This is a genomic window from Lutibacter sp., assembly GCF_016342705.1.
Lineage (GTDB): Bacteria > Bacteroidota > Bacteroidia > Flavobacteriales > Flavobacteriaceae > Lutibacter.
The window spans coordinates 208,640-228,989 of record NZ_JAEINV010000005.1; the positions used below are offsets into that span (position 1 = coordinate 208,640).

Consider the following 20,350-nt stretch of genomic DNA (forward strand, 5'->3'; position numbering starts at 1 on the left):
AACATCATTAAAAATAACAATTACAATATGTTATTGAATAGCAACAGTGTAGTGTTTTCCTTGCCACGTGTTTTTTTCAATTAGAATTTTATCAATTTTAGCAACTACTTCAAAGTTTTTTAAGTTGTTCCATTTTGGAGCAATTAAAAGATTATGTGGCGTTTCGCTAATAAAACGTTCAATAATAATATCTGGTCTTAAATTCCCAACAAAATCTGTAATAAAATCAATATAATTTTCGGAAGAAAACAAACTAAAATTTTCAGGATTCCTTTTGTATTGAACAGCCATTACCGAATTTTTTACAATTTGTAAATGATGCATTTTCAATGTATCAATAGGTAATTTTGAAACTTCCTTTGCATGATTTAGTAAATCCTTTTTATCTTCTCCTGGCAATCCTAAAATAATATGTGCACCCAAATGAAATCCTTTGTTTTTACATTTTTCAAAAGTTGCTTTGGTTTCTTCAAAAGTATGACACCTGTTCACTGCTAACAATGTTTTTTCATTGGTACTTTCAACACCAAACTCTAACGAAATAAAGTGTTTTTTAGACAACATCGAAAAATAAGCAATCAATTCATCCGAAATACAATCAGGCCTGGTTCCAATTACTAAACCAATAACTCCAGGTACATTTAATGCTTCTTCGTACATTTTTTTAAGCGAATCAATATCAGCATATGTATTTGTATATGCTTGAAAATAAGCTAAATAATGAATTGCTTTGTATTTTTTTCCGAAAAAAGCAATACCTTGTTCTAACTGTTCTTTTATGCTTTTAGTTGGCTCGCAATAATCCGGATTAAACGTGTTATTATTGCAATAGGTGCAGCCGCCATATCCTTTTGAACCATCTCTATTTGGGCAAGAAAAACCGATATCTAATGATATTTTTTGAACACGTTCTCCAAACGTTGCCCTTATAAATGAAGAATAATCTAAATAGCGTTTTCCTGTAAATTGCATGGCGCAAAATTATTAAAACTAATTGGATTGCGTTATTTTTACCGTTGAAATTATGAAAGACGATACTCAAAATATTAAAAAAACTTTATTAGTAGCTTGTGTTGATTTTGTTCAAAAAAAGGAAACTGTAATTTTAGAAACAATTGCTTCTAACAAAAACGATTTATTTTCTGAAACCAAAAGTTCTGCCGGAGATAAACATGAAACTGGCCGAGCCATGCTGCAATTAGAAATGGAAAAAGCCAGTCAACAATTAGCAATTGTAAACCAAATGAAAGAAACCTTGCAACGTTTAACTATTGAATATTCTTCTAAAAACGTGAGGCTTGGTAGTTTGGTAAAAACTACAAAAGGAACTTATTTTTTAGCAGTAAGTGTTGGACAAGTACTTATTGATAAAGAGACTTATTTTGTTGTTTCAACAGAATCACCTATTGGAAAACAATTGTTGGGTAAAAAAATAGGTGAAGTTATTACTTTTAATGAAGCTCAAATTTTAAAAATCGCATAAAAAAAACCGCTCAAATGAGCGGTTTTTAAAAATAATTTAATTAAAAATTACTCTTTCACTTTTGTTTTATTTGGTAAATCTTTATAACCCATATTGTATAAAGTAAATCCAAATATATCAGCATATTGCTCAATAGTTTTTGAAACTGGTGTTCCGGCTCCGTGTCCGGCATTGGTTTCAATTCTTATTAAAGTTGGATTACTGCCCGTATGTTTTGCTTGTAATTCCGCAGCAAATTTAAATGAGTGTGCAGGCACAACTCTATCATCGTGATCACCTGTTGTTACTAACGTAGCTGGATAATTAACCCCTTCTTTCACGTTTTGAACTGGTGAATAAGCGAGTAAATAATCAAACATTTCTTTAGAATCATCTGCAGTTCCATAGTCGTAACCCCAGCCAGCTCCAGCAGTAAATGTGTGGTAACGCAACATATCTAAAACTCCAACTGCCGGTAATGCAACTTTCATTAAATCTGGTCTTTGAAGCATTGTTGCGCCAACTAATAAACCACCGTTAGAGCCACCACTAATTGCTAAATAATCCGCAGAAGTATATTTGTTAGCTTTTAAATATTCAGCCGCAGCAATAAAATCATCAAATACATTTTGCTTTTGCATTTTGGTACCAGCATTGTGCCACGCTTTACCATATTCACCTCCACCACGTAAATTTGGAACGGCATAAATACCACCTTGTTCCATCCAAACCGCATTTGTAATGCTAAAACTTGGTGTTAAACTAATATTAAATCCTCCATAACCATATAAAATTGTTGGGTTTTTACCATTTAAAACTGTTCCTTTTTTATACGATATAATCATCGGTATTTTTGTACCATCTTTTGAAGCATAAAATACCTGATGTGATTCATAATTATCTGAATTAAAATCAATTGCAGGTTTTTTATACAACTCAGATGTTCCAGAAACTGTATTAAATGAATAAATAGAACTTGGTGTTATGTAGTTTGAAAATGAATAATAAATAGTTTTGTCATCTTTTTTACCACTAAATCCACCTGCAGATCCAACTCCTGGCAATTCAATTTCACGAATTAATTTTCCAGTATAATCGTATTGTTTTACTTGTGAAACAGCATCTACCATATAATTTGTAAAAATAAAGCCGTTTGCCGTAGATGGTGCCAATACATTGTTGGTTTCAGCAATTACATCAACCCAATTTTCTGGTGTTGGTTTAGATGCCTCAACTTTTACAATTCTTTTATTTGGCGCATTTAAATTAGTGCCTAATAATAGTGTTTCACCAATATTATCCAACACAAACGTGTCATTTTCAAAATTATTTACAACGGTTACAATTTTACTATTTTCTTTAGATAAATCTTTAATATATAATTCATTACCAGAAGTAGATTCAGAAGCTGAAATCACTAAGTATTTTCCATCTTCGGTAACAGAACCATTTATATATCTTCTTTTTACTTTGTCTCCAAAAATAATTGGATCATTTTTTTGAGCGGTTCCCAACTTATGATAAAACAATCTATGTTGATCCGTTTTTGCGGAAAGTTCACTTCCTTTTGGTTTTTCATAACTAGAATAAAAAATTCCTTCATCACCTTTCCAAGCCATCCCGCTGAATTTTACATCAATAATAGTATCTTCTAAAATTTGTTTTGAAACGGCATCCATAAGTATAATTTTACGCCAGTCACTTCCACCTTCAGAAATTGCATAAGCCAACTTACTTCCATCTTTAGAAAAAGACAAACCACCTAAAGAAGTTGTTCCATCTTTTGAAAATGTATTAGGATCTAAAAAAATTACTGGTTCTTCTTTATCTTTAAATCTGTACAATACATATTGGTTTTGTAATCCGTTATTTTTATAAAAATACGTGTAGTCACCTTCTTTAAATGGTGCTCCTATTTTTTCATAATTCCAAAGTTTTTCTAATCTTAATTTTAATTCTTCTCTGTAAGGGATTTTAGATAAATAGTTAAATGTGACTTCATTTTGAGCGGTAACCCAATTTTTTGTTTCTTCAGACATGTCATCTTCTAACCATCGATACGGATCTTTAACCATGGTTCCGAAATAATTAGTAATAGTGTCTACTTTTTTTGTTAAAGGATAGTTCAATTTTTCAGGAGTTTTTTGAGATGAATCGTTTTTACAAGAAATAAAAAACGTTCCAATCATTGCAATTAATATTAAATTTTTCATTTTAGAAATTATTTTGAATAACAAATTTAATGAAAAAAGGCGTAGTTAATTAACTACGCCTTTTTAATACTAATTTTTTAAATACTAAAAGAGTGTTTTAAACTTTCTCCAATTCACATAAATTAATGTCACGTTTAATATAGCTACTAAAGCCGCCGGTCCAATTGTTGAAATGTCATATTTTAAATGAAAAAACACAATATTTATTGAAATTGGAACCAACCAAACCAATGCCAATCCAGTCCATTTATTTATAAATAACAATATTCCAGGAATAATTTCAGAAATAGCAATTAAAGGCATTAAATAACCAGTTTGTACTAATGCATACATAAAACTACCTTCTGGAGGCGCTTCCATTGGAATAAAGCCAAAAAATTTATTTAATCCAAAAACCAATAGGATGATTGATAACACAACCCTAAGAACTTTTTGTAAATTTGAATTCATAATTTAATGTTTTAGTTAATATTCAGTTAAATTGGACGTTAATGTACAATTAAAATTACAGATGTAACTTAAGTTACTATATAATTGTAAGTTTATGTGTCACTTTGCCGTCAAATAACGTAGCTGTTAAAAGCTGATTTATTAATATTAAAAAAATAAGTATGACTGAAATGTTAACAAAGGAAACTTTTTTAGAAAAAGTTTTCAATTTCGAAAAAAATAAAGAATGGAAATTTGAAGGTGATTTACCTTGTCTTATAGATTTTTATGCAGATTGGTGTGGACCATGTAAAATGATTGCTCCAGTTTTAGAAGAATTAAGTGACGATTATAAAGGAAAAATAAATATTTATAAAATTGATACAGAAGTAGAGCAAGAATTAGCTGCTGCTTTTGGAATTAGAAGTATTCCATCTATGTTATTTTGCCCAAAAGAGGGAGAACCGCAAATGGCGCAAGGAGCTTTACCTAAACATCAGTTAGAAGAAATTATAAAAGATGTTTTAAAGGTTGAAAAATAAACTCCAATAAACCCCAAAAAGAAAGCCGCAAATTTGCGGCTTTTATTTTTTTAATAAAATAGATCTAAAACTATACTAAACCATTTGCAATTAAATATTCACCAATTTGAATAGTATTAGTTGCAGCTCCTTTACGCAAGTTATCAGATACAATCCACATATTTAAGGAATTTGGTAACGATTCGTCTCTTCTAATACGTCCAACAAAAACTTCATCTTTATTGTTCGCATACATTGGCATTGGATAGGTATTTGTATCTAAATTATCTTGCACAATAACTCCAGGTGTTGCAGCTAATAATTTACGAACATCTGCTAAATCAAAATCATTTTCAAACTGTACATTTACCGCTTCAGAATGTCCACCAGAAGTTGGAATTCGCACTGCAGTTGCAGTAACTGAGAAAGATTGATCGTTTAAAATTTTCTTTGGTTCTTTCACTAATTTCATTTCTTCTTTAGTATATCCATTCTCTAAAAACACATCACACTGTGGAATTGCATTTCTATGAATTGGATAATGATATGCCATTTCTCCTTTAATTCCTTTCTCTTCGTTTTCTAATTGTTGAACAGCTTTTACACCAGTTCCTGAAACAGATTGGTAGGTAGAAATTACCACACGTTTCATTTTATATTTTTTATGAAGTGGAGCCAAAGCCATTACTAACTGAATAGTTGAACAGTTTGGGTTTGCAATAATTTTATCTTCTTTTGTTAATTCGCTTCCATTAATTTCTGGAACTATTAATTTTTTTGAAGGATCCATTCTCCAAGCAGAAGAATTGTCAACAACTGTACAACCAACTTCAGCAAATTTTGGAGCCCATAATTCAGAAGTTGTTCCACCTGCAGAAAACAATGCAATGTCTGGTTTTGCATCCACAGCATCTTGCATTCCAATAATAGTATATTTTTTACCCTTATATTCTAATTGTTTGCCAACAGAGCGCTCTGAAGCAACTAATAATAATTCTGTAATTGGAAAATTACGTTCCGCTAATACTTGTAACATTACATTACCTACCATTCCGGTAGCGCCTACAACAGCTACTTTCATCTTTATGAATTTAAATTTTAATACTACGCAAATTTTATAAAAAAAGGTGACAAACCATCATTAATAAATAAAAATTAACAAATAAATAAATTTTTGTTAAAAAAAAGTATTATGATTCTGAAAACTAATAGTTATTATAAAATACGTAATTTTGCAAAAAATCAAAAAAAAGAATGACTACTACAGGAAAAATTGAATTAATGGCTCCTGCCGGAAATTTTGAATCTTTACAAGCTGCTTTAGATAATGGCGCAGATTCAATATATTTTGGTGTTGAGCAACTAAATATGCGGGCAAGAGCATCTATTAATTTTACATTGGACGATTTAAAAGAAATTTCAGAAAGATGTAAAGCTAAAAATGTTAGAACATATTTAACATTAAACACTATTATTTACGATCACGATTTAAGTATTGTTAAAACACTATTACAAAAAGCAAAAGATGCAGATATTACAGCAGTAATTGCCATGGATCAGGCTGTTATTGCATCGGCAAGAGCTATTGGAATGGAAGTACATATTTCTACTCAAATTAATATTACAAATATAGAAACCGCAAGATTTTACGCCATGTTTGCAGATACTATGGTGTTAAGTAGAGAGTTAAGTTTGCGTCAGGTTAAAAAAATAACTGAACAAATTGCCAAAGAAAACATTTGTGGTCCATCAGGAAATTTATTAGAAATTGAGATTTTTGGACATGGAGCATTATGTATGGCTGTTTCTGGAAAATGTTATATGAGTTTACATTCTTCAAATTCTTCAGCAAACAGAGGTGCTTGCAAGCAAAATTGTAGAAAAAAATACACTGTTATTGATCAGGAAACTGGTTTTGAAATGGAATTGGATAATGAGTATATTATGTCGCCAAAAGATTTATGTACCATCGATTTTTTAGATCAAATATTAGATGCTGGCGTAAAAGTATTGAAAATTGAAGGCCGAGGAAGAGCTCCAGAATATGTAGCAAATGTTATTAAATGTTATCGTGATGCTATTGATAGTATTGAAGCAGGAACTTACAACAAAGAAAAAGTAATTTCTTGGATGTTAGAGCTAGAAAAAGTATATAATCGTGGTTTTTGGAGTGGCTATTATTTAGGTCAAAAATTAGGCGAATGGAGTAATGGTTCTGGAAGCCATGCTACACAAAAGAAAGTGTATGTTGGTAAAGGAATGCACTTTTTCCCAAAAGCAAATATTGGCGAATTTAAAATTGAAGCCTACGATATAAATGTTGGAGATACTATTTTAATAACCGGTCCAACAACGGGTGCCAAGGAAATGCAAATAGGCCAAATGTTTGTAAATGATGTTGAAGGAAGTAGCGCTCAAAAAGGTGATTCTTGTACTATTCCTTTAAATTTTAGAATTAGACCTTCCGATAAACTATATAAAATAGTTGAAAACAAAGTAGAAGCTTAAATGGTAATTATAACGTTGCAAAGAGCCAAATGTATTGGCTGTAATTACTGTGTAGAATTGGCTCCAGCTCAGTTTCAAATGTCTAAAAAAGATGGCAAATCGGTGTTGCTTCATTCTAAAGAAAAAAAGGGATTTTTTACTATAAAATCACAGGATGAAACCATTTTTAACGACAGCATAAAAGCTAAAGAAGCTTGTCCGGTAAAAATTATTGATGTAAAACAAACATAAATTCCAGTTTTTATCGTTTTACAGTTCGTAATTTTAATTATATCTTTACAAATTAGTGAAGATAGTATAATTGTATTTTTCAATTTACTTAACCGTTTAAAATTTAAACATATATGAGCTGTAATAGTTGCTCTTCAGATATAAATAGTGTGCCCAAAGGGTGTAAAAGTAATGGAAGTTGTGGCACAGGAGACTGTGAAAAGCTTTCTGTGTTCGATTGGTTGGCTAATATGGCATTGCCTGCGGGTCAGGAACCAATGAATATTGTTGAGGTTCGTTTTAAAAACGGGCGAAAACATTTTTTTAGAAACACCGATAAATTACAAATTTCAATTGGCGATGTTGTTGCTGTTGAAGGAAACCCTGGTCACGATATTGGAACTGTTTCTTTAGTAGGTGAACTTATTAAAGTTCAAATGAAGCGAAAAGGAATAGCCGTTGATAGCGAAGAAGTTAAAAAAATATACCGAAAAGCTACTCAAAAAGATATTGATATTTGGAATGCTGCTCGTGATAAAGAATACGATACACAATATAAAGGGCGTGAAATTTTAGGTAAATTAGGACTTAAAATGAAACTGTCAGATGTGGAATATCAAGGTGATGGAAACAAAGCTACTTTTTATTATACAGCTGATGACCGAGTTGATTTCAGACAATTAATTAGAGATTTTGCCAGCACTTTTAATATTCGTATTGAAATGAAACAAGTTGGTTTACGTCAAGAAGCTGCCCGTTTAGGTGGCGTTGGTTCTTGTGGTAGAGAATTATGTTGTTCTACTTGGTTAACCGATTTACGAAAAGTGAATACTACAGCTGCTCGCTACCAACAATTATCACTAAATCCACAAAAATTAGCGGGTCAATGTGGTAAATTAAAGTGTTGTTTAAATTATGAATTAGACACCTACGTTGACGCTTTAAAAGAATTTCCAAAACAAGATACCGTTTTAAAAACCGAAAAAGGTGAAGCCGTTTTTGTGAAAATGGACATTTTTAAAGGATTACTTTGGTATACCTATAAAGAAAATAGAGCAAAGTGGTATAAACTTACGTTGGAACAAGTTCAGGAAATAATTTCTGCTAATAAAAATCGCGAAGTGGTAGCCTCTTTAGAAGAATATGAATCTGAAATTATTGAAGCTCCAAAAGCTGAATATGAAGATGTTGTTGGGCAAGATAGCTTAACAAGATTTGATGCTCCTAAAAATAGAAAAAAACGTAAAAACAAAAACAAAAGACCACAAAACGCTGACCCAAATCAACCAATTAAGGCAACTAAAAATCAGAGGCAACAACCTCAAAAACAACAAAGTCAAGGTCAACAAGCGAGGGTAAAGCAAAAACCTAATTTTAATAAAAAACCTGCCAATCAAGTAGCCGAAAATAAAAATTCAGAGGGTGTTAATACCCCAAAAACGAATCCGAAAAAACAGCCTATTCGTAAAAAGGTAACTACACCTCAGCCTCAAAAGGCACAACAAAATATTGAGAATAAAGCGGTAAATACTCCAATTCCGATAGGTAATAAACCTAAAAACAAGAATAGAAATAAAAAAAGAAGACCTCCTAAAAAAGACTCTAATAATACAGAAAATGCATAAACAAGCACTATTTTTTTTATGTGGCTTATTGTTTTTGTCTTGTGGTGAAAACAAATTATACGATCAATTTCAATCTGTAGAAAATTTAGAGTGGTCTGCTGAAACCAATTTTGAATTTATTGTTAGTAATACCGATACTATTTCAAAAAGAAATGTGTTTATAAATATTAGAAATAATAAAAATTACGAATTCAGTTCGTTATTCTTAATTGCAAAAATAGAATTCCCAAGCGGTTATAAATTGGTAGATACGTTGGAATATGAAATGACAAATGCACAAGGAAAATTTTTAGGACAAGGTTTCTCTGATGTAAAAGAGAATAAATTATTTTTAAGGGAAAATGTAGTGTTATCCGAAAAAGGAGATTACAAATTTTTAATTCAACAAGCAACAAGAAGTATTAACGATATAGATGGTAAAAATCCTTTAAAAGGTATTACCGATGTAGGTTTAAGCATAGAAAAAGTTAAATAATGGCAAAAAAAAATACAGCTGCACCAAATTTTTCTAAATATATAAAGTGGTTTTGGATGACCATTTTATCAGGAACAATTGCATTAATAATATTGTTTTTATTAGCGTCTTGGGGAGTTTTTGGACCGCTTCCAACTTTTGAAGAATTAGAAAATCCAGAAAATAACTTAGCTACTGAGGTTATTTCAATTGATGGAAAAACCTTAGGGAAATATGCATTTGAAAATAGAACTCCTATTAAATTTAAAGATTTAAATCAGAACATTGTAAATGCACTAATTGCAACTGAAGATGAACGTTTTTACGAACACTCAGGGATTGATGTAAGAGCAACGGTTAGAGCCGCTGTATTAATGGGGAAAGATGGTGGAGGAAGCACCATAACGCAACAATTAGCAAAGTTACTGTTTCATGGCGAAGGTTCTAAAAGTTTACCTGAACGTATTCTTCAAAAATTTAAAGAGTATGTAATTGCTGTTAAATTAGAGCGCCAATACACCAAACAAGAAATTTTAACAATGTACTTAAACAAGTACGACTTTTTAAATTTAGCGGTTGGTATTCGTTCTGCATCACGTATTTATTTTGGAAAAGAACCCATTGAATTATCTGTAAAGGAATCTGCAATGTTAGTGGGAATGCTTAAAAATGCCTCTTTTTATAATCCTTTAAGATTTGAAGAAAGAGTAAAAAACAGAAGAAATACTGTTTTAGGGCAAATGTATAAAAACGATTTTATCACCAAAGTTGAAAGAGATTCATTACAAAGCACGCCTCTTAATTTAAATGTAAACCGAGAAAGTCATAGTGATGGCTATGCAACATATTTTAGAGAATATTTGCGTGATTTTATGAAAACTTGGATTAAAGAGCATCCAAAGCCTGATGGAACAGAATATAACTTGCACAGAGATGGTTTAAAAATTTATGTAACGATAGATTCCCGTATGCAAAAATATGCTGAAGAAGCAATGGCTGAACATATGGCAAATTTGCAACGTGTTTTTAATAAAGAGCAAAAGAAAAATAAAAATGCCCCTTTTTATGATTTAGACGATACTCAAATTGAATCAACAATTTTGCAAGCTATGAAACGTTCAAATCGCTGGATTAGAATGAGTGCAAATGGTGCTTCAGATGAAGAAATTTTAAAATCTTTTGATGAAAAAACAGATATGCGAGTTTTTAATTGGAAAGGCGAATTAGACACCATAATGTCTCCAAAAGATTCCATTTTTTATTACAAGCAAATATTAAGATCTGGTTTGTTTTCTGTTGAACCACAAACAGGTCATGTAAAAGCCTGGGTTGGAGGCATCAATTACAAACATTTTCAATTTGATGCCGTTAAACAACAAAAACGTCAAGTTGGTTCAACATTTAAACCATTTGTATATGCAACTGCAATAAATCAGTTAAACTTATCACCTTGTCAAAAATTTCCTAACATTCCATATACTATTTTAAAAGAAAAATATGAAATGCCTGAAGATTGGACTCCGAAAAATGCAGACAATAAATACGGTGGGGAATTAACCTTAAAACAAGCATTAGCTGGTTCTGTAAACGTTATTACCGCTAAGTTAATTGATATGGTAAACCCTAAAAATGTGGTAATATTGGCTAAAAGTGCAGGGATAGAAAGTGAAATTCCTGAAGTTCCATCAATTGCATTGGGATCCGTAGATTTATCATTATTTGAAATGGTTGGAGCGTATTCAACTTTTGCAAATAAAGGTTTACGCATTGAGCCTATGATGATTTTAAAAATTGAAGACAAAAACGGAACTGTTTTAGAGCAATTTATTCCAAATTCTAAAGAAGTTTTAAGTGAGGAATCTGCCTATGTTATTACCAATTTGTTAGAAGGTGTGACCGAAGGAGGTTCAGGTATTCGTTTAAGAACTAGCGGAGGTTATTATCCAGATAATGTTGTTACAGGTTATCCTTATAAATTTACAAATGCCATTGCCGGTAAAACAGGAACCACTCAAAATCAATCAGATGGTTGGTTTATGGGAATTGTTCCAAATTTAGCTACAGGTGTTTGGGTTGGTGGTGAAGATAGAGCAACACATTTTAGAGGAATTACTTTCGGACAAGGAGCTACAATGGCTTTACCTATTTGGGCTTTATATTACAGAAAAATGTATGCCGATCCAACTTTAAATGTTAGTAAAGAAGCTTTTGAAAGACCCGAAAACTTAACTATTAATATTGATTGTTCTAAGGAAAGTCTTGATAAAGAAAATTTATTAAATTCTTCGGAAGAAGTACCAGAATTTTAATGTAAATGAGTATTATACCTTTTTGGAAACCAACTAAAGAAACTATTGAACAAAGCAACATTTACAAAATGATGCAAAAACAAGGTTTTGAAAATTATCAAGACTTTTGGAAATGGTCAGTAACAAACAAAGAGGATTTTTGGAAAGAAACTGTTCTAAATTTAAACATACAATTAGCTCAAAAATATACGTCAATAGTTGATACTTCAAAAGGTGTAGAAAATGCCGAATGGTTAAAAAATGCCAAATTAAATATTGTTGATTCTTGTTTTCAAAATAATGAGGAAGCAATTGCAGTCATTTTTCAGAAAGAAGGAAAAGAACTTCAAAAAGTAAGTCAAAAACAACTACTTGAACTTGTTAATAAAATAGCCAATAGTTTAATTGATTTAGGTTTAAAAGAAGGCGATAGCATTGCCATTGATATGCCCATGACATTAGAAGCTGTTGCAGTTTATTTGGCTGGAATTAAAGCCGGAATGCCCATTGTAACTATTGCTGATAGTTTTACACCCAATGAAATTGAAATTAGATTAAAAATAACCCAACCAAAAGTTATTTTTACACAAGATGTAAATAAAAGAGCGGGAAAAGAAATTCCACTTTACGCTAAAGTTATAGAAGCAAATGCTCCAAAAGCAATTGTTTTAAAATCTTCAAAAGAAAATATTCTACTAAGAAAAGATGATGTTTTTTGGGAAGCATTTTTAAGTTCAAAAACAAAATTTAAAACAGTTATTCAAAACCCAGAAGATATAATTACCATCCTTTTTTCATCTGGAACAACTGGTGAACCAAAAGCAATTCCTTGGACGCATACAACTCCAATAAAAGGCGCAAGCGATGGCTATTATCACCAAGATATTCATAAAAACGATGTGGTGTGTTGGCCTACAAATTTAGGTTGGATGATGGGACCTTGGCTTGTATTTGCTTCATTAATAAACAAAGCAACTATTGCTTTGTATTATGATATGCCAACTGGAGACGGTTTTGGTGAATTTATTGAAAATGCAAAAGTTACCATGTTGGGCGTTATTCCAAGCTTTGTGAAGTACTGGAAAACTTCAAAAAATATGGAAAAATATAACTGGAATTCTATAAAGTGTTTTAGTTCAACTGGTGAAGTTTCTAATGCCGAAGAAATGATTTATCTAATGCAATTAGCAAATAACAAACCAGTTATTGAATATTGTGGAGGTACTGAAATTGGTGGTGGTTATGTTACAAGTACTGTTGTTCAGCCAAATATTGCAAGTACATTTTCTACCCAAGCATTGGGTGGAGAATTTGTTTTGTTAAATGATGATCACAATAAATGTTCAAAAGGAGAGTTATTTTTAATTCCACCAATTATGGGATTGTCTAATACACTTTTAAACAGAGATCATTTTAATGTGTATTACAAAAACACGCCTGCTTTTGAAGGTAAGTTATTAAGAAGGCATGGTGATGAGTTGGAAGAATTAGAAAACGGGTATTACAAAGCGCAAGGAAGAGTTGATGACGCCATGAATTTAGGTGGTATAAAAGTAAGTTCTGTTCAAATTGAAGAAGTTTTAAATTCATTAGAGTTTATTAAAGAATCTGCGGCAATAGCAGTTTCCCCAGAAAATGGAGGGCCAAGTTTATTGGTTATTTTTTATATAGAAAACCCTTCACATTTAATAGAAAACGAACGTTTGTTTAAAGCTATTAACAGCATAAAAGAACAACTAAATCCACTTTTTAAAGTGCACGATTTAGTGAAAATTGAAGCCTTACCAAGAACGGCTTCAAATAAAATAATGAGACGAAATTTAAGAGATATATACGAAAGTAAATGAAAATAATATCATACAACGTAAACGGAATTAGAGCTGCATTAAAAAAAGGTTTTATAGAATGGTTACAAGCTTCAAATCCTGATGTAATTTGCATACAAGAAACAAAAGCACATAAAGATCAGTTGGATTTAAGCGTTTTTGAGGAAGCAGGTTATCCTTATCATTATTGGTTTTCTGCACAAAAAAAAGGGTATAGTAGCGTTGCTGTTTTATCTAAAATAAAACCAAATAACGTGGAATATGGAACCGGAATTAAATCTATGGATTTTGAAGGTAGAAATTTACGCTTAGATTTTGACGATCTTTCGGTAATGAGTTTGTATTTACCATCTGGAACAAATGATGATAGACTTGATTTTAAGCTAAACTATATGGCTGAATTTCAGGAATATGTAAATGAATTGACAAAAAAAATACCTAATATTGTTATCTCGGGTGATTATAATATTTGTCATACAGAAATTGATATCCATAATCCAAAACAAAACGCAAATACTTCAGGTTTTTTGCCTGTTGAACGCGAGTGGTTAGGGCAATTTATTGATAGTGGTTTTGTAGACTCTTTTCGTCATTTAAATAAAGAACCGCACAATTACAGTTGGTGGAGTTATAGAGCTAACGCCAGAAACAATAATAAAGGTTGGCGAATAGATTATCATATGGTTAGTGAGCCTTTAAAAACCCGAATAAAAAGAGCTTATATTTTGCCTGAAGCAAAACACTCTGATCATTGTCCAATAGTAGTAGAAATAGAATAAAAATATATATAAAGTAAAATATTATGTTAAAAAAAATAGCTTTTTTAGTGGTAATTACACTTTCAGTAACCTCTTGTGTTAGTAAAAAAGTGTATCAAGAATTGGAATCTAAATTTAATAATTTACGTTCTTCAAATTTAGAATTGTTAAAGGAAAAAGACGAGTTAGTTGCTTCAAAAAAAGTATTAGAAACATCTATACAAAGCCTTAAAGATGAATATGCTGCTTTAAAAAACAAAAAACTTATTTTAGAAAACGAATTATCATCGCTTCAAACAAAACATAAAAATTTAGAAGAATCATATGATGCTCTTTCAACACAAAGTTCAAAAAAATTAGCAGAACAAGCTCAGAAAAATCAAGAATTATTAGCAGAATTAGAAGTTAAAGAATTAAAATTAGCTGCAGAAAATAGCCGATTAGAAAAACTTCAAAAAGAATTAAAACAACGTTCTGAACAAATTGACGAATTGGAAAGTTTAATTAATGCAAAAGAAGCACAAATGCAGCAATTAAAAAATGCAATTTCTAACGCATTACATAATTTTGAAGGAAAAGGGCTGACAGTAGTACATAAAAATGGAAAAATTTATGTTTCTATGGAAAATAAATTATTGTTTAATTCTGGAAGTTGGGCCGTTGGTGTTGAAGGTAAAAAAGCGGTGGAGCAATTGGCAAATGTATTAGCCGAAAATAAAGATATAAATGTGTTAATTGAAGGACATACAGATGATGTTCCTTATACTGGTTCAACGGTTATTGATAACTGGGATTTATCTGTAAAACGTGCCACTGCAATTGTTAGAATTTTACAAAGCAAAAATGTAAATCCAACACAAATTACTGCGGCAGGAAGAAGTGAGTTTGTGCCAGTTGATACCAATAAAACAGCGGAAGGAAAAGCTAAAAATAGAAGAATTGAAATAATTTTGGCGCCAAATTTAGATCAAATTTCAAAACTTTTAAAAGAGGAATAAATGAAAAATTTAATAGTATTAATTCTAATTTTAGTTGCTAATATTGGATATACGCAAGATAAAACTGAAAATCAGGACTTAAAAAAACTAGAAGATTCTATTTTTCAAAATAAATTAGATTCTATTAAGTTTCAATTTCATAATGAAGTTAGTACAATAGATAGTTTATGGATTAATGAATTAATTAATTCGCCATTAAATGATACATTACGATATTCTTTAGATGAAGATGAAGTTTTTGTGCCTGAATTAAAAGAATTACCCACGGAACTATTAAAAAAACGCTTGGTTGAATTAGATAGTAAAACGCCTTTTAATGTTGAATATAATCCTCAATTAGAGCAAATAATTAAATCATATCTATTAAAAAGAAAACCAGCATTATCCATAATTATGGAAAGAGCACGGTTTTATTTTCCAATGTTTGAAGAGCATTTAGATAAATACAATATTCCGCTAGAATTAAAATATTTAGCAATTGTAGAGTCTGCCTTAAAACCAAATGCAAAATCTAGAGTTGGAGCAACCGGACTTTGGCAGTTTATGTACCAAACAGGCGTTTTATATAACTTAAATATTAGTTCTTATGTAGATGAACGTTCCGATCCAATTAGAGCCACAGAAGCAGCGTGTAAATACCTTTCAACATTATACAAAATTTATAATGATTGGGATTTAGCATTAGCAGCCTATAATTCGGGTCCTGGAAATGTAAATAAAGCAATTAGAAGAGCTGGTGGAAGTACTAATTTTTGGAATATCCGAAATTATTTACCTAGAGAAACAGCTAGTTATGTTCCAGCTTTTTACGCAACTATGTATATCTTTAAATATGCAAATGAACATAATATTGTAGCGCGTGAAAATACAATAACACGTTTTGAAACAGATACTATTCAAATAAAAAAGCATATTACATTTCAACAAATTAAAGAAACGTTAAATGTAGATCCTGAAATTTTAAAATTTTTAAATCCACAATACAAATTAGAAATTATACCATATGTAAAAGAGAAAAATTACGTATTAACATTACCCATAAAACATGTTGGTAATTTTGTAAGTAATGAAAATTTAATTTACGCATATGTAGATCTTCAAGAATCTAAACGAGAAAAAACCTTGCCTCAATATGTAGAAGTAAAAGATCAAGTTACCTATAAAGTGCGTAGAGGTGATTATTTAGGAAGAATTGCAAATAAATATAAAGTTTCCGTTACTAATTTAAAACGTTGGAATAATTTACGAAGCAACAATGTTAAAGTTGGGCAACGATTAAAAATTTACACAAATAATGTAAATGTAGTTTCCACAACTAAATCAAAGTCTTCAGCAACAAAAGAAACAACAAATGGGGATTACAAAACCTATATTGTAAAATCTGGAGACTCACTTTGGGCCATTGCACAAAAATATGCAAATGTTTCTGTTTCAAATATTAAAGATTGGAACAATATTTGGAGTGTTAAAAGTTTAAAACCGGGAACCAAATTGAAAATATTTAGCAAATGAAAAAAATAACATTATTTGTAGTTTTAATTTCCTTATTAATTGCTTGCAATCCAGCAAACGATAAAAAAGTATTAAAAGCAGCGAACGGAAGAATAAACAGTTTATTAGTAGTTATTAAAAATAGTGAATGGCAAGGCGATTTAGGAAATGAGTTGCGCAAAATTTTGGCAGAACCAGTATTAGCATTGCCGCAACCAGAATCTCAATTTGAAGTATCCCAAGTTCCGTTAGAAAGCTTTGGAAGTATGTTTAGAGCTACTAGAAACGTGTTAAGCATAAATTTAGGTGATGAAAACTCCTTTACTATTACCACTAATGTATATGCGGCACCTCAAAAAATAATTACAATTACAGGGAAAACAGACGAAGATTTAATTGAATTGATTAAAACCAACAGTAAAAAAATTGTATCAGAATTTAAAGCATCTGATTTAGTTACTGTTCAAAAAAATATTTTAAAGAAATATTGGGATCCAACCACTATAAAAACATTTAAAGAGCAAGGTTATTCTATTAAAATTCCAAGAAATTATAACTTAGTGGATGATACCGGAGATTTTCTTTGGTACAGATACCACATTAATGGAGCAAATAGCATGGAAATTATAACCTATTCTTATCCTATTGAAAATGAAGATGATGAAAATGGAAATACAATTGTTGCGCATAGAGATTCTATAGGTAAAAAATATATTCCAGGACAAGTTGAAGATTCGCACATGATTACTGAAGAAGCGTTTACACCACATATTTTTGAAGTAGAATTAGCTGGTAAAAAAGCATTTGAAACCAGAGGAAAATGGGAAGTGAAAGGCATGTATATGGCTGGCCCATTTTTAAGTTATTCAGTAATTGATAAGGCTAAAAATAGAGTTGTTGTTGTAGAAGGCTTAACCTATGCTCCATCAGTAAACAAAAGAGATTATATGTTTGAAATTGAAGCTATTTTAAAAACGTTAAAAATAAATTAGTTCTTAAAATTCAAATTTTAACTGCACATTTATAGGTTTTTCAGGGCTTTCTTTTGAATGAATGTTTAAGTTAGTGACTGAAATTCCTAATAACCGAACAGAGTTTAATACTTTATCTTGATATAATAATTCCTTTACAGTATCCAAAAGAATATTTTTATCTTTTATAAAATAGGGTAAGGTTTTACTACGCGTTTGGGTAGTAAAATCGCTGTATTTTATTTTTAGCGTTATAGTTTTACCAGAAACTTTAGATCGTATCAATCGTTGTTCTAATTCTTCAGAAATTCGCACTAATTTTTCTAACATATAAACTTCTGAAGTCAAATTTTTTAAAAACGTATGTTCAGCAGCAACTGATTTTCGTTTTTTGTTTGGCTTCACTTCACTTTGATAGTGCCCTCTTACTAATTGATAATAATGACTGCCCGAATTTTTAAAATGTTCTATTAAAAACTCTTCTGATTTTGATTTTAAATCAATTCCTTTAAAAATACCTAAATTGTACATTTTGGCTGTTGTAACTTTACCTATTCCATAAAACTTTTCAATAGGTAATTCTTCTAAAAAAACAATAATTTCTTCAGGTGGAATTGTTTTTTGTCCATTTGGTTTATTAATATCTGATGCTATTTTTGCAACAAATTTGCTACTTGAAATTCCTGCAGAAGCATTTAATCCTAACTCATCAAAAATACGTTTCCTAATTTCTTTGGCAATTAAACTAGCTGAGGGATTTCCCTTTTTATTTTCAGTAACATCTAAATAAGCTTCGTCTAAAGAAAGTGGTTCAACCAAATCTGTATATTCATGAAAAATGGCGCTTATTTTTTTTGAAATTTCTTTATATCTATCAAACCTTGGTTTTACAAATATTAAGTGTGGACATTTTTTTTTAGCTAAAATACCACTCATAGATGAGCGAACTCCAAATTTTCTAGCTTCATAACTTGCTGCAGAAACTACACCTCGTTCTCCACCTCCACCAACTGCAATTGGTTTTCCTTTTAATTCAGGATTGTCTAATTGTTCAACAGAGGCATAAAACGCATCCATATCAATATGAATTATTTTTCGATATGTAGTTGTTTGCTCCATTCAATAACAAATATAAAAAGAAAAGGGTTGCTAATTAGCAACCCTTTTCAACCTATTTAAACTTTATTTCTTATACAATTCCTAAATCTAACATAGAATCTGCAACTTTAATAAATCCAGCAATATTAGCTCCTTTTACGTAGTTAATATAACCATCTTGTTCAGTTCCATATTTTAAACAAGCTGTATGAATAGAGTGCATAATTTGATGTAATTTAGCATCAACTTCATCTTTAGTCCAACTCATTTTCATTGCGTTTTGGCTCATTTCTAAACCAGAAACTGCTACTCCACCAGCGTTTACTGCTTTACCAGGTCCGTATAAAATTTTAGCATTATGAAATACATCTACAGCTTCAGGTGTGCAACCCATATTAGAAACTTCTGCAACATATTTAACACCGTTTGCAACTAATTTTTTTGCGTCTTCGCCATCTAATTCGTTTTGAGTAGCGCAAGGCATTGCTATATCACATTTAACTCCCCAAGGTTTTTCACCTGGATAGAATTTTGCTTCTGGAAATTCTTGAACATATGGTGCAACAATATCATTATTTGAAGCTCTTAAAAGTAATAAATAATGAATTTTGTCAGCATCTAATCCTTTCTCATCATAAATATAACCATCAGGTCCAGAAATAGTTACAACTTTACCTCCTAATTCAGTAAGTTTTAGTGCAGAACCCCAAGTTACGTTTCCAAATCCTGAAAGTGAAATTGTTTTTCCTTCAAAAGTATCGTTTTTAGTTTCTAACATTTCTTTTGTGAAATATACGCCACCAAAACCTGTTGCTTCTGGTCTAATTAAGCTTCCTCCCCAATTTAAACCTTTACCTGTAAATACTCCTGAATTTTCTTGTTGTAGTTTTTTATACATTCCGTACATAAAACCAATTTCGCGTCCACCAGTTCCAATATCACCAGCAGGAACATCGGTATTTGGACCAATAACTCTCCATAATTCAAGCATAAAAGCTTGGCAAAAACGCATAATTTCATTATCTGATTTTCCTTTTGGATTAAAATCAGATCCACCTTTTCCACCACCCATTGGCAATGTAGTTAGTGCATTTTTAAAGATTTGTTCAAAACCTAAAAACTTTAAAATACTTAAGTTAACACTTGGGTGTAAACGAATTCCTCCTTTATATGGACCAATAGCATTATTAAATTGTACTCTGTGACCTAAATTAACTTGTACATTTCCGGCATCATCTACCCAAGAAATTCTAAATGTTAAAATACGATCTGGCTCCACTAGGCGTTCAATAATTTTTGCAGCCTCATATTGTGGATTTTCATTATATATAGTCTCAATAGACTCTAAAACTTCGTGCACAGCTTGCAAATATTCTTTTTCGCCTGGGTGCTTAGTTTCAAGATTAGTTAATATTTCTTTTACATTCATAATTATATTATTTATAGTTGGTTAAAAAATAAAATCGTACACAAAAGTACATATTTTTAATTCAATTTT

At 30.8% G+C, this 20,350-nt stretch carries 18 protein-coding genes; 12 read left to right on the forward strand and 6 right to left on the reverse strand.

Features of this window, described 5'->3' with window-relative positions:
* Positions 1–30 precede the first annotated feature (30 nt).
* Positions 31–972: a TIGR01212 family radical SAM protein gene (locus JEY78_RS06780; protein WP_291848498.1), complete on the reverse strand. Its 942-nt coding sequence runs from the start codon at positions 970–972 to the stop codon at positions 31–33.
* Between the two features lie 52 nt (positions 973–1,024).
* Between JEY78_RS06780 and JEY78_RS06785 the strand changes: the two genes are divergently transcribed.
* Entirely contained in the window at positions 1,025–1,483 is a 459-nt protein-coding gene (locus JEY78_RS06785) for a GreA/GreB family elongation factor (RefSeq protein WP_291848501.1), read from the forward strand.
* Positions 1,484–1,530: 47 nt separating this feature from the next.
* Here the strand turns inward: JEY78_RS06785 and JEY78_RS06790 are convergent, their stop codons facing one another.
* Both JEY78_RS06790 and JEY78_RS06795 read right to left on the reverse strand, forming a co-directional pair.
* Positions 1,531–3,675: a prolyl oligopeptidase family serine peptidase gene (locus JEY78_RS06790; RefSeq protein ID WP_291848504.1), complete on the reverse strand. Its 2,145-nt coding sequence runs from the start codon at positions 3,673–3,675 to the stop codon at positions 1,531–1,533.
* Between the two features lie 84 nt (positions 3,676–3,759).
* Entirely contained in the window at positions 3,760–4,125 is a 366-nt protein-coding gene (locus JEY78_RS06795) for a DoxX family membrane protein (RefSeq protein WP_291848507.1), read from the reverse strand.
* A 161-nt stretch (positions 4,126–4,286) separates the two neighbouring features.
* Between JEY78_RS06795 and trxA the strand changes: the two genes are divergently transcribed.
* Positions 4,287–4,646, forward strand: a complete 360-nt coding sequence (trxA, locus tag JEY78_RS06800; RefSeq protein WP_291848510.1) for a thioredoxin — start codon at positions 4,287–4,289, stop codon at positions 4,644–4,646.
* Positions 4,647–4,716: 70 nt separating this feature from the next.
* Here trxA and JEY78_RS06805 read toward each other — a convergent pair whose 3' ends face one another.
* Complete coding sequence (locus JEY78_RS06805; RefSeq protein ID WP_291848513.1) at positions 4,717–5,706, reverse strand: aspartate-semialdehyde dehydrogenase; 990 nt, start codon at positions 5,704–5,706, stop codon at positions 4,717–4,719.
* 173 nt (positions 5,707–5,879) lie between these two features.
* Between JEY78_RS06805 and JEY78_RS06810 the strand changes: the two genes are divergently transcribed.
* From JEY78_RS06810 to JEY78_RS06855, 10 genes are all read left to right on the forward strand, one after another.
* Entirely contained in the window at positions 5,880–7,133 is a 1,254-nt protein-coding gene (locus tag JEY78_RS06810; protein ID WP_291848516.1) for a peptidase U32 family protein, read from the forward strand.
* Positions 7,134–7,364: a ferredoxin gene (locus tag JEY78_RS06815; protein WP_291848519.1), complete on the forward strand. Its 231-nt coding sequence runs from the start codon at positions 7,134–7,136 to the stop codon at positions 7,362–7,364.
* Positions 7,365–7,477: 113 nt separating this feature from the next.
* Positions 7,478–8,968, forward strand: coding sequence for a regulatory iron-sulfur-containing complex subunit RicT (locus JEY78_RS06820; protein WP_291848522.1), 1,491 nt, complete (start codon positions 7,478–7,480; stop codon positions 8,966–8,968).
* Complete coding sequence (locus JEY78_RS06825) at positions 8,961–9,443, forward strand: gliding motility lipoprotein GldH (RefSeq protein WP_291848525.1); 483 nt, start codon at positions 8,961–8,963, stop codon at positions 9,441–9,443. The genes JEY78_RS06820 and JEY78_RS06825 overlap by 8 nt, the downstream gene beginning before the upstream one ends.
* A complete protein-coding gene (locus JEY78_RS06830) occupies positions 9,443–11,731 on the forward strand; it encodes a transglycosylase domain-containing protein (RefSeq protein WP_291848528.1) in 2,289 nt (762 codons plus the stop codon). Before JEY78_RS06825 ends, JEY78_RS06830 begins: the two co-directional genes overlap by 1 nt.
* Positions 11,732–11,736: 5 nt before the next feature.
* Positions 11,737–13,557: an AMP-binding protein gene (locus JEY78_RS06835; protein WP_291848531.1), complete on the forward strand. Its 1,821-nt coding sequence runs from the start codon at positions 11,737–11,739 to the stop codon at positions 13,555–13,557.
* On the forward strand, positions 13,554–14,315 hold the full coding sequence (locus JEY78_RS06840; protein ID WP_291848534.1) for an exodeoxyribonuclease III: 762 nt from the start codon (positions 13,554–13,556) through the stop codon (positions 14,313–14,315). The genes JEY78_RS06835 and JEY78_RS06840 overlap by 4 nt, the downstream gene beginning before the upstream one ends.
* A gap of 23 nt (positions 14,316–14,338) precedes the next feature.
* Positions 14,339–15,292, forward strand: a complete 954-nt coding sequence (locus JEY78_RS06845) for an OmpA family protein (protein ID WP_291848537.1) — start codon at positions 14,339–14,341, stop codon at positions 15,290–15,292.
* Positions 15,293–16,804, forward strand: a complete 1,512-nt coding sequence (locus tag JEY78_RS06850; RefSeq protein WP_291848541.1) for a lytic transglycosylase domain-containing protein — start codon at positions 15,293–15,295, stop codon at positions 16,802–16,804.
* On the forward strand, positions 16,801–17,775 hold the full coding sequence (locus JEY78_RS06855) for a DUF4837 family protein (protein ID WP_291848544.1): 975 nt from the start codon (positions 16,801–16,803) through the stop codon (positions 17,773–17,775). Before JEY78_RS06850 ends, JEY78_RS06855 begins: the two co-directional genes overlap by 4 nt.
* 3 nt (positions 17,776–17,778) lie before the next feature.
* Here JEY78_RS06855 and dinB read toward each other — a convergent pair whose 3' ends face one another.
* Together dinB and gdhA are read right to left on the reverse strand one after the other, a co-directional pair.
* On the reverse strand, positions 17,779–18,873 hold the full coding sequence (dinB, locus tag JEY78_RS06860) for a DNA polymerase IV (protein ID WP_291848547.1): 1,095 nt from the start codon (positions 18,871–18,873) through the stop codon (positions 17,779–17,781).
* A gap of 70 nt (positions 18,874–18,943) precedes the next feature.
* Positions 18,944–20,281, reverse strand: a complete 1,338-nt coding sequence (gene gdhA, locus JEY78_RS06865) for an NADP-specific glutamate dehydrogenase (RefSeq protein WP_291848550.1) — start codon at positions 20,279–20,281, stop codon at positions 18,944–18,946.
* Positions 20,282–20,350: the final 69 nt, after the last annotated feature.

Bases quoted from the DNA above. Each gene is read 5' to 3' on its own strand.
- JEY78_RS06780 (WP_291848498.1), bottom strand. From the start codon at position 972: ATGCAATTTACAGGAAAACGCTATTTAGATTATTCTTCATTTATAAGG.
- JEY78_RS06785 (WP_291848501.1), top strand. From the start codon at position 1,025: ATGAAAGACGATACTCAAAATATTAAAAAAACTTTATTAGTAGCTTGT.
- JEY78_RS06790 (WP_291848504.1), bottom strand. From the start codon at position 3,675: ATGAAAAATTTAATATTAATTGCAATGATTGGAACGTTTTTTATTTCT.
- JEY78_RS06795 (WP_291848507.1), bottom strand. From the start codon at position 4,125: ATGAATTCAAATTTACAAAAAGTTCTTAGGGTTGTGTTATCAATCATC.
- trxA (WP_291848510.1), top strand. From the start codon at position 4,287: ATGACTGAAATGTTAACAAAGGAAACTTTTTTAGAAAAAGTTTTCAAT.
- JEY78_RS06805 (WP_291848513.1), bottom strand. From the start codon at position 5,706: ATGAAAGTAGCTGTTGTAGGCGCTACCGGAATGGTAGGTAATGTAATG.
- JEY78_RS06810 (WP_291848516.1), top strand. From the start codon at position 5,880: ATGACTACTACAGGAAAAATTGAATTAATGGCTCCTGCCGGAAATTTT.
- JEY78_RS06815 (WP_291848519.1), top strand. From the start codon at position 7,134: ATGGTAATTATAACGTTGCAAAGAGCCAAATGTATTGGCTGTAATTAC.
- JEY78_RS06820 (WP_291848522.1), top strand. From the start codon at position 7,478: ATGAGCTGTAATAGTTGCTCTTCAGATATAAATAGTGTGCCCAAAGGG.
- JEY78_RS06825 (WP_291848525.1), top strand. From the start codon at position 8,961: ATGCATAAACAAGCACTATTTTTTTTATGTGGCTTATTGTTTTTGTCT.
- JEY78_RS06830 (WP_291848528.1), top strand. From the start codon at position 9,443: ATGGCAAAAAAAAATACAGCTGCACCAAATTTTTCTAAATATATAAAG.
- JEY78_RS06835 (WP_291848531.1), top strand. From the start codon at position 11,737: ATGAGTATTATACCTTTTTGGAAACCAACTAAAGAAACTATTGAACAA.
- JEY78_RS06840 (WP_291848534.1), top strand. From the start codon at position 13,554: ATGAAAATAATATCATACAACGTAAACGGAATTAGAGCTGCATTAAAA.
- JEY78_RS06845 (WP_291848537.1), top strand. From the start codon at position 14,339: ATGTTAAAAAAAATAGCTTTTTTAGTGGTAATTACACTTTCAGTAACC.
- JEY78_RS06850 (WP_291848541.1), top strand. From the start codon at position 15,293: ATGAAAAATTTAATAGTATTAATTCTAATTTTAGTTGCTAATATTGGA.
- JEY78_RS06855 (WP_291848544.1), top strand. From the start codon at position 16,801: ATGAAAAAAATAACATTATTTGTAGTTTTAATTTCCTTATTAATTGCT.
- dinB (WP_291848547.1), bottom strand. From the start codon at position 18,873: ATGGAGCAAACAACTACATATCGAAAAATAATTCATATTGATATGGAT.
- gdhA (WP_291848550.1), bottom strand. From the start codon at position 20,281: ATGAATGTAAAAGAAATATTAACTAATCTTGAAACTAAGCACCCAGGC.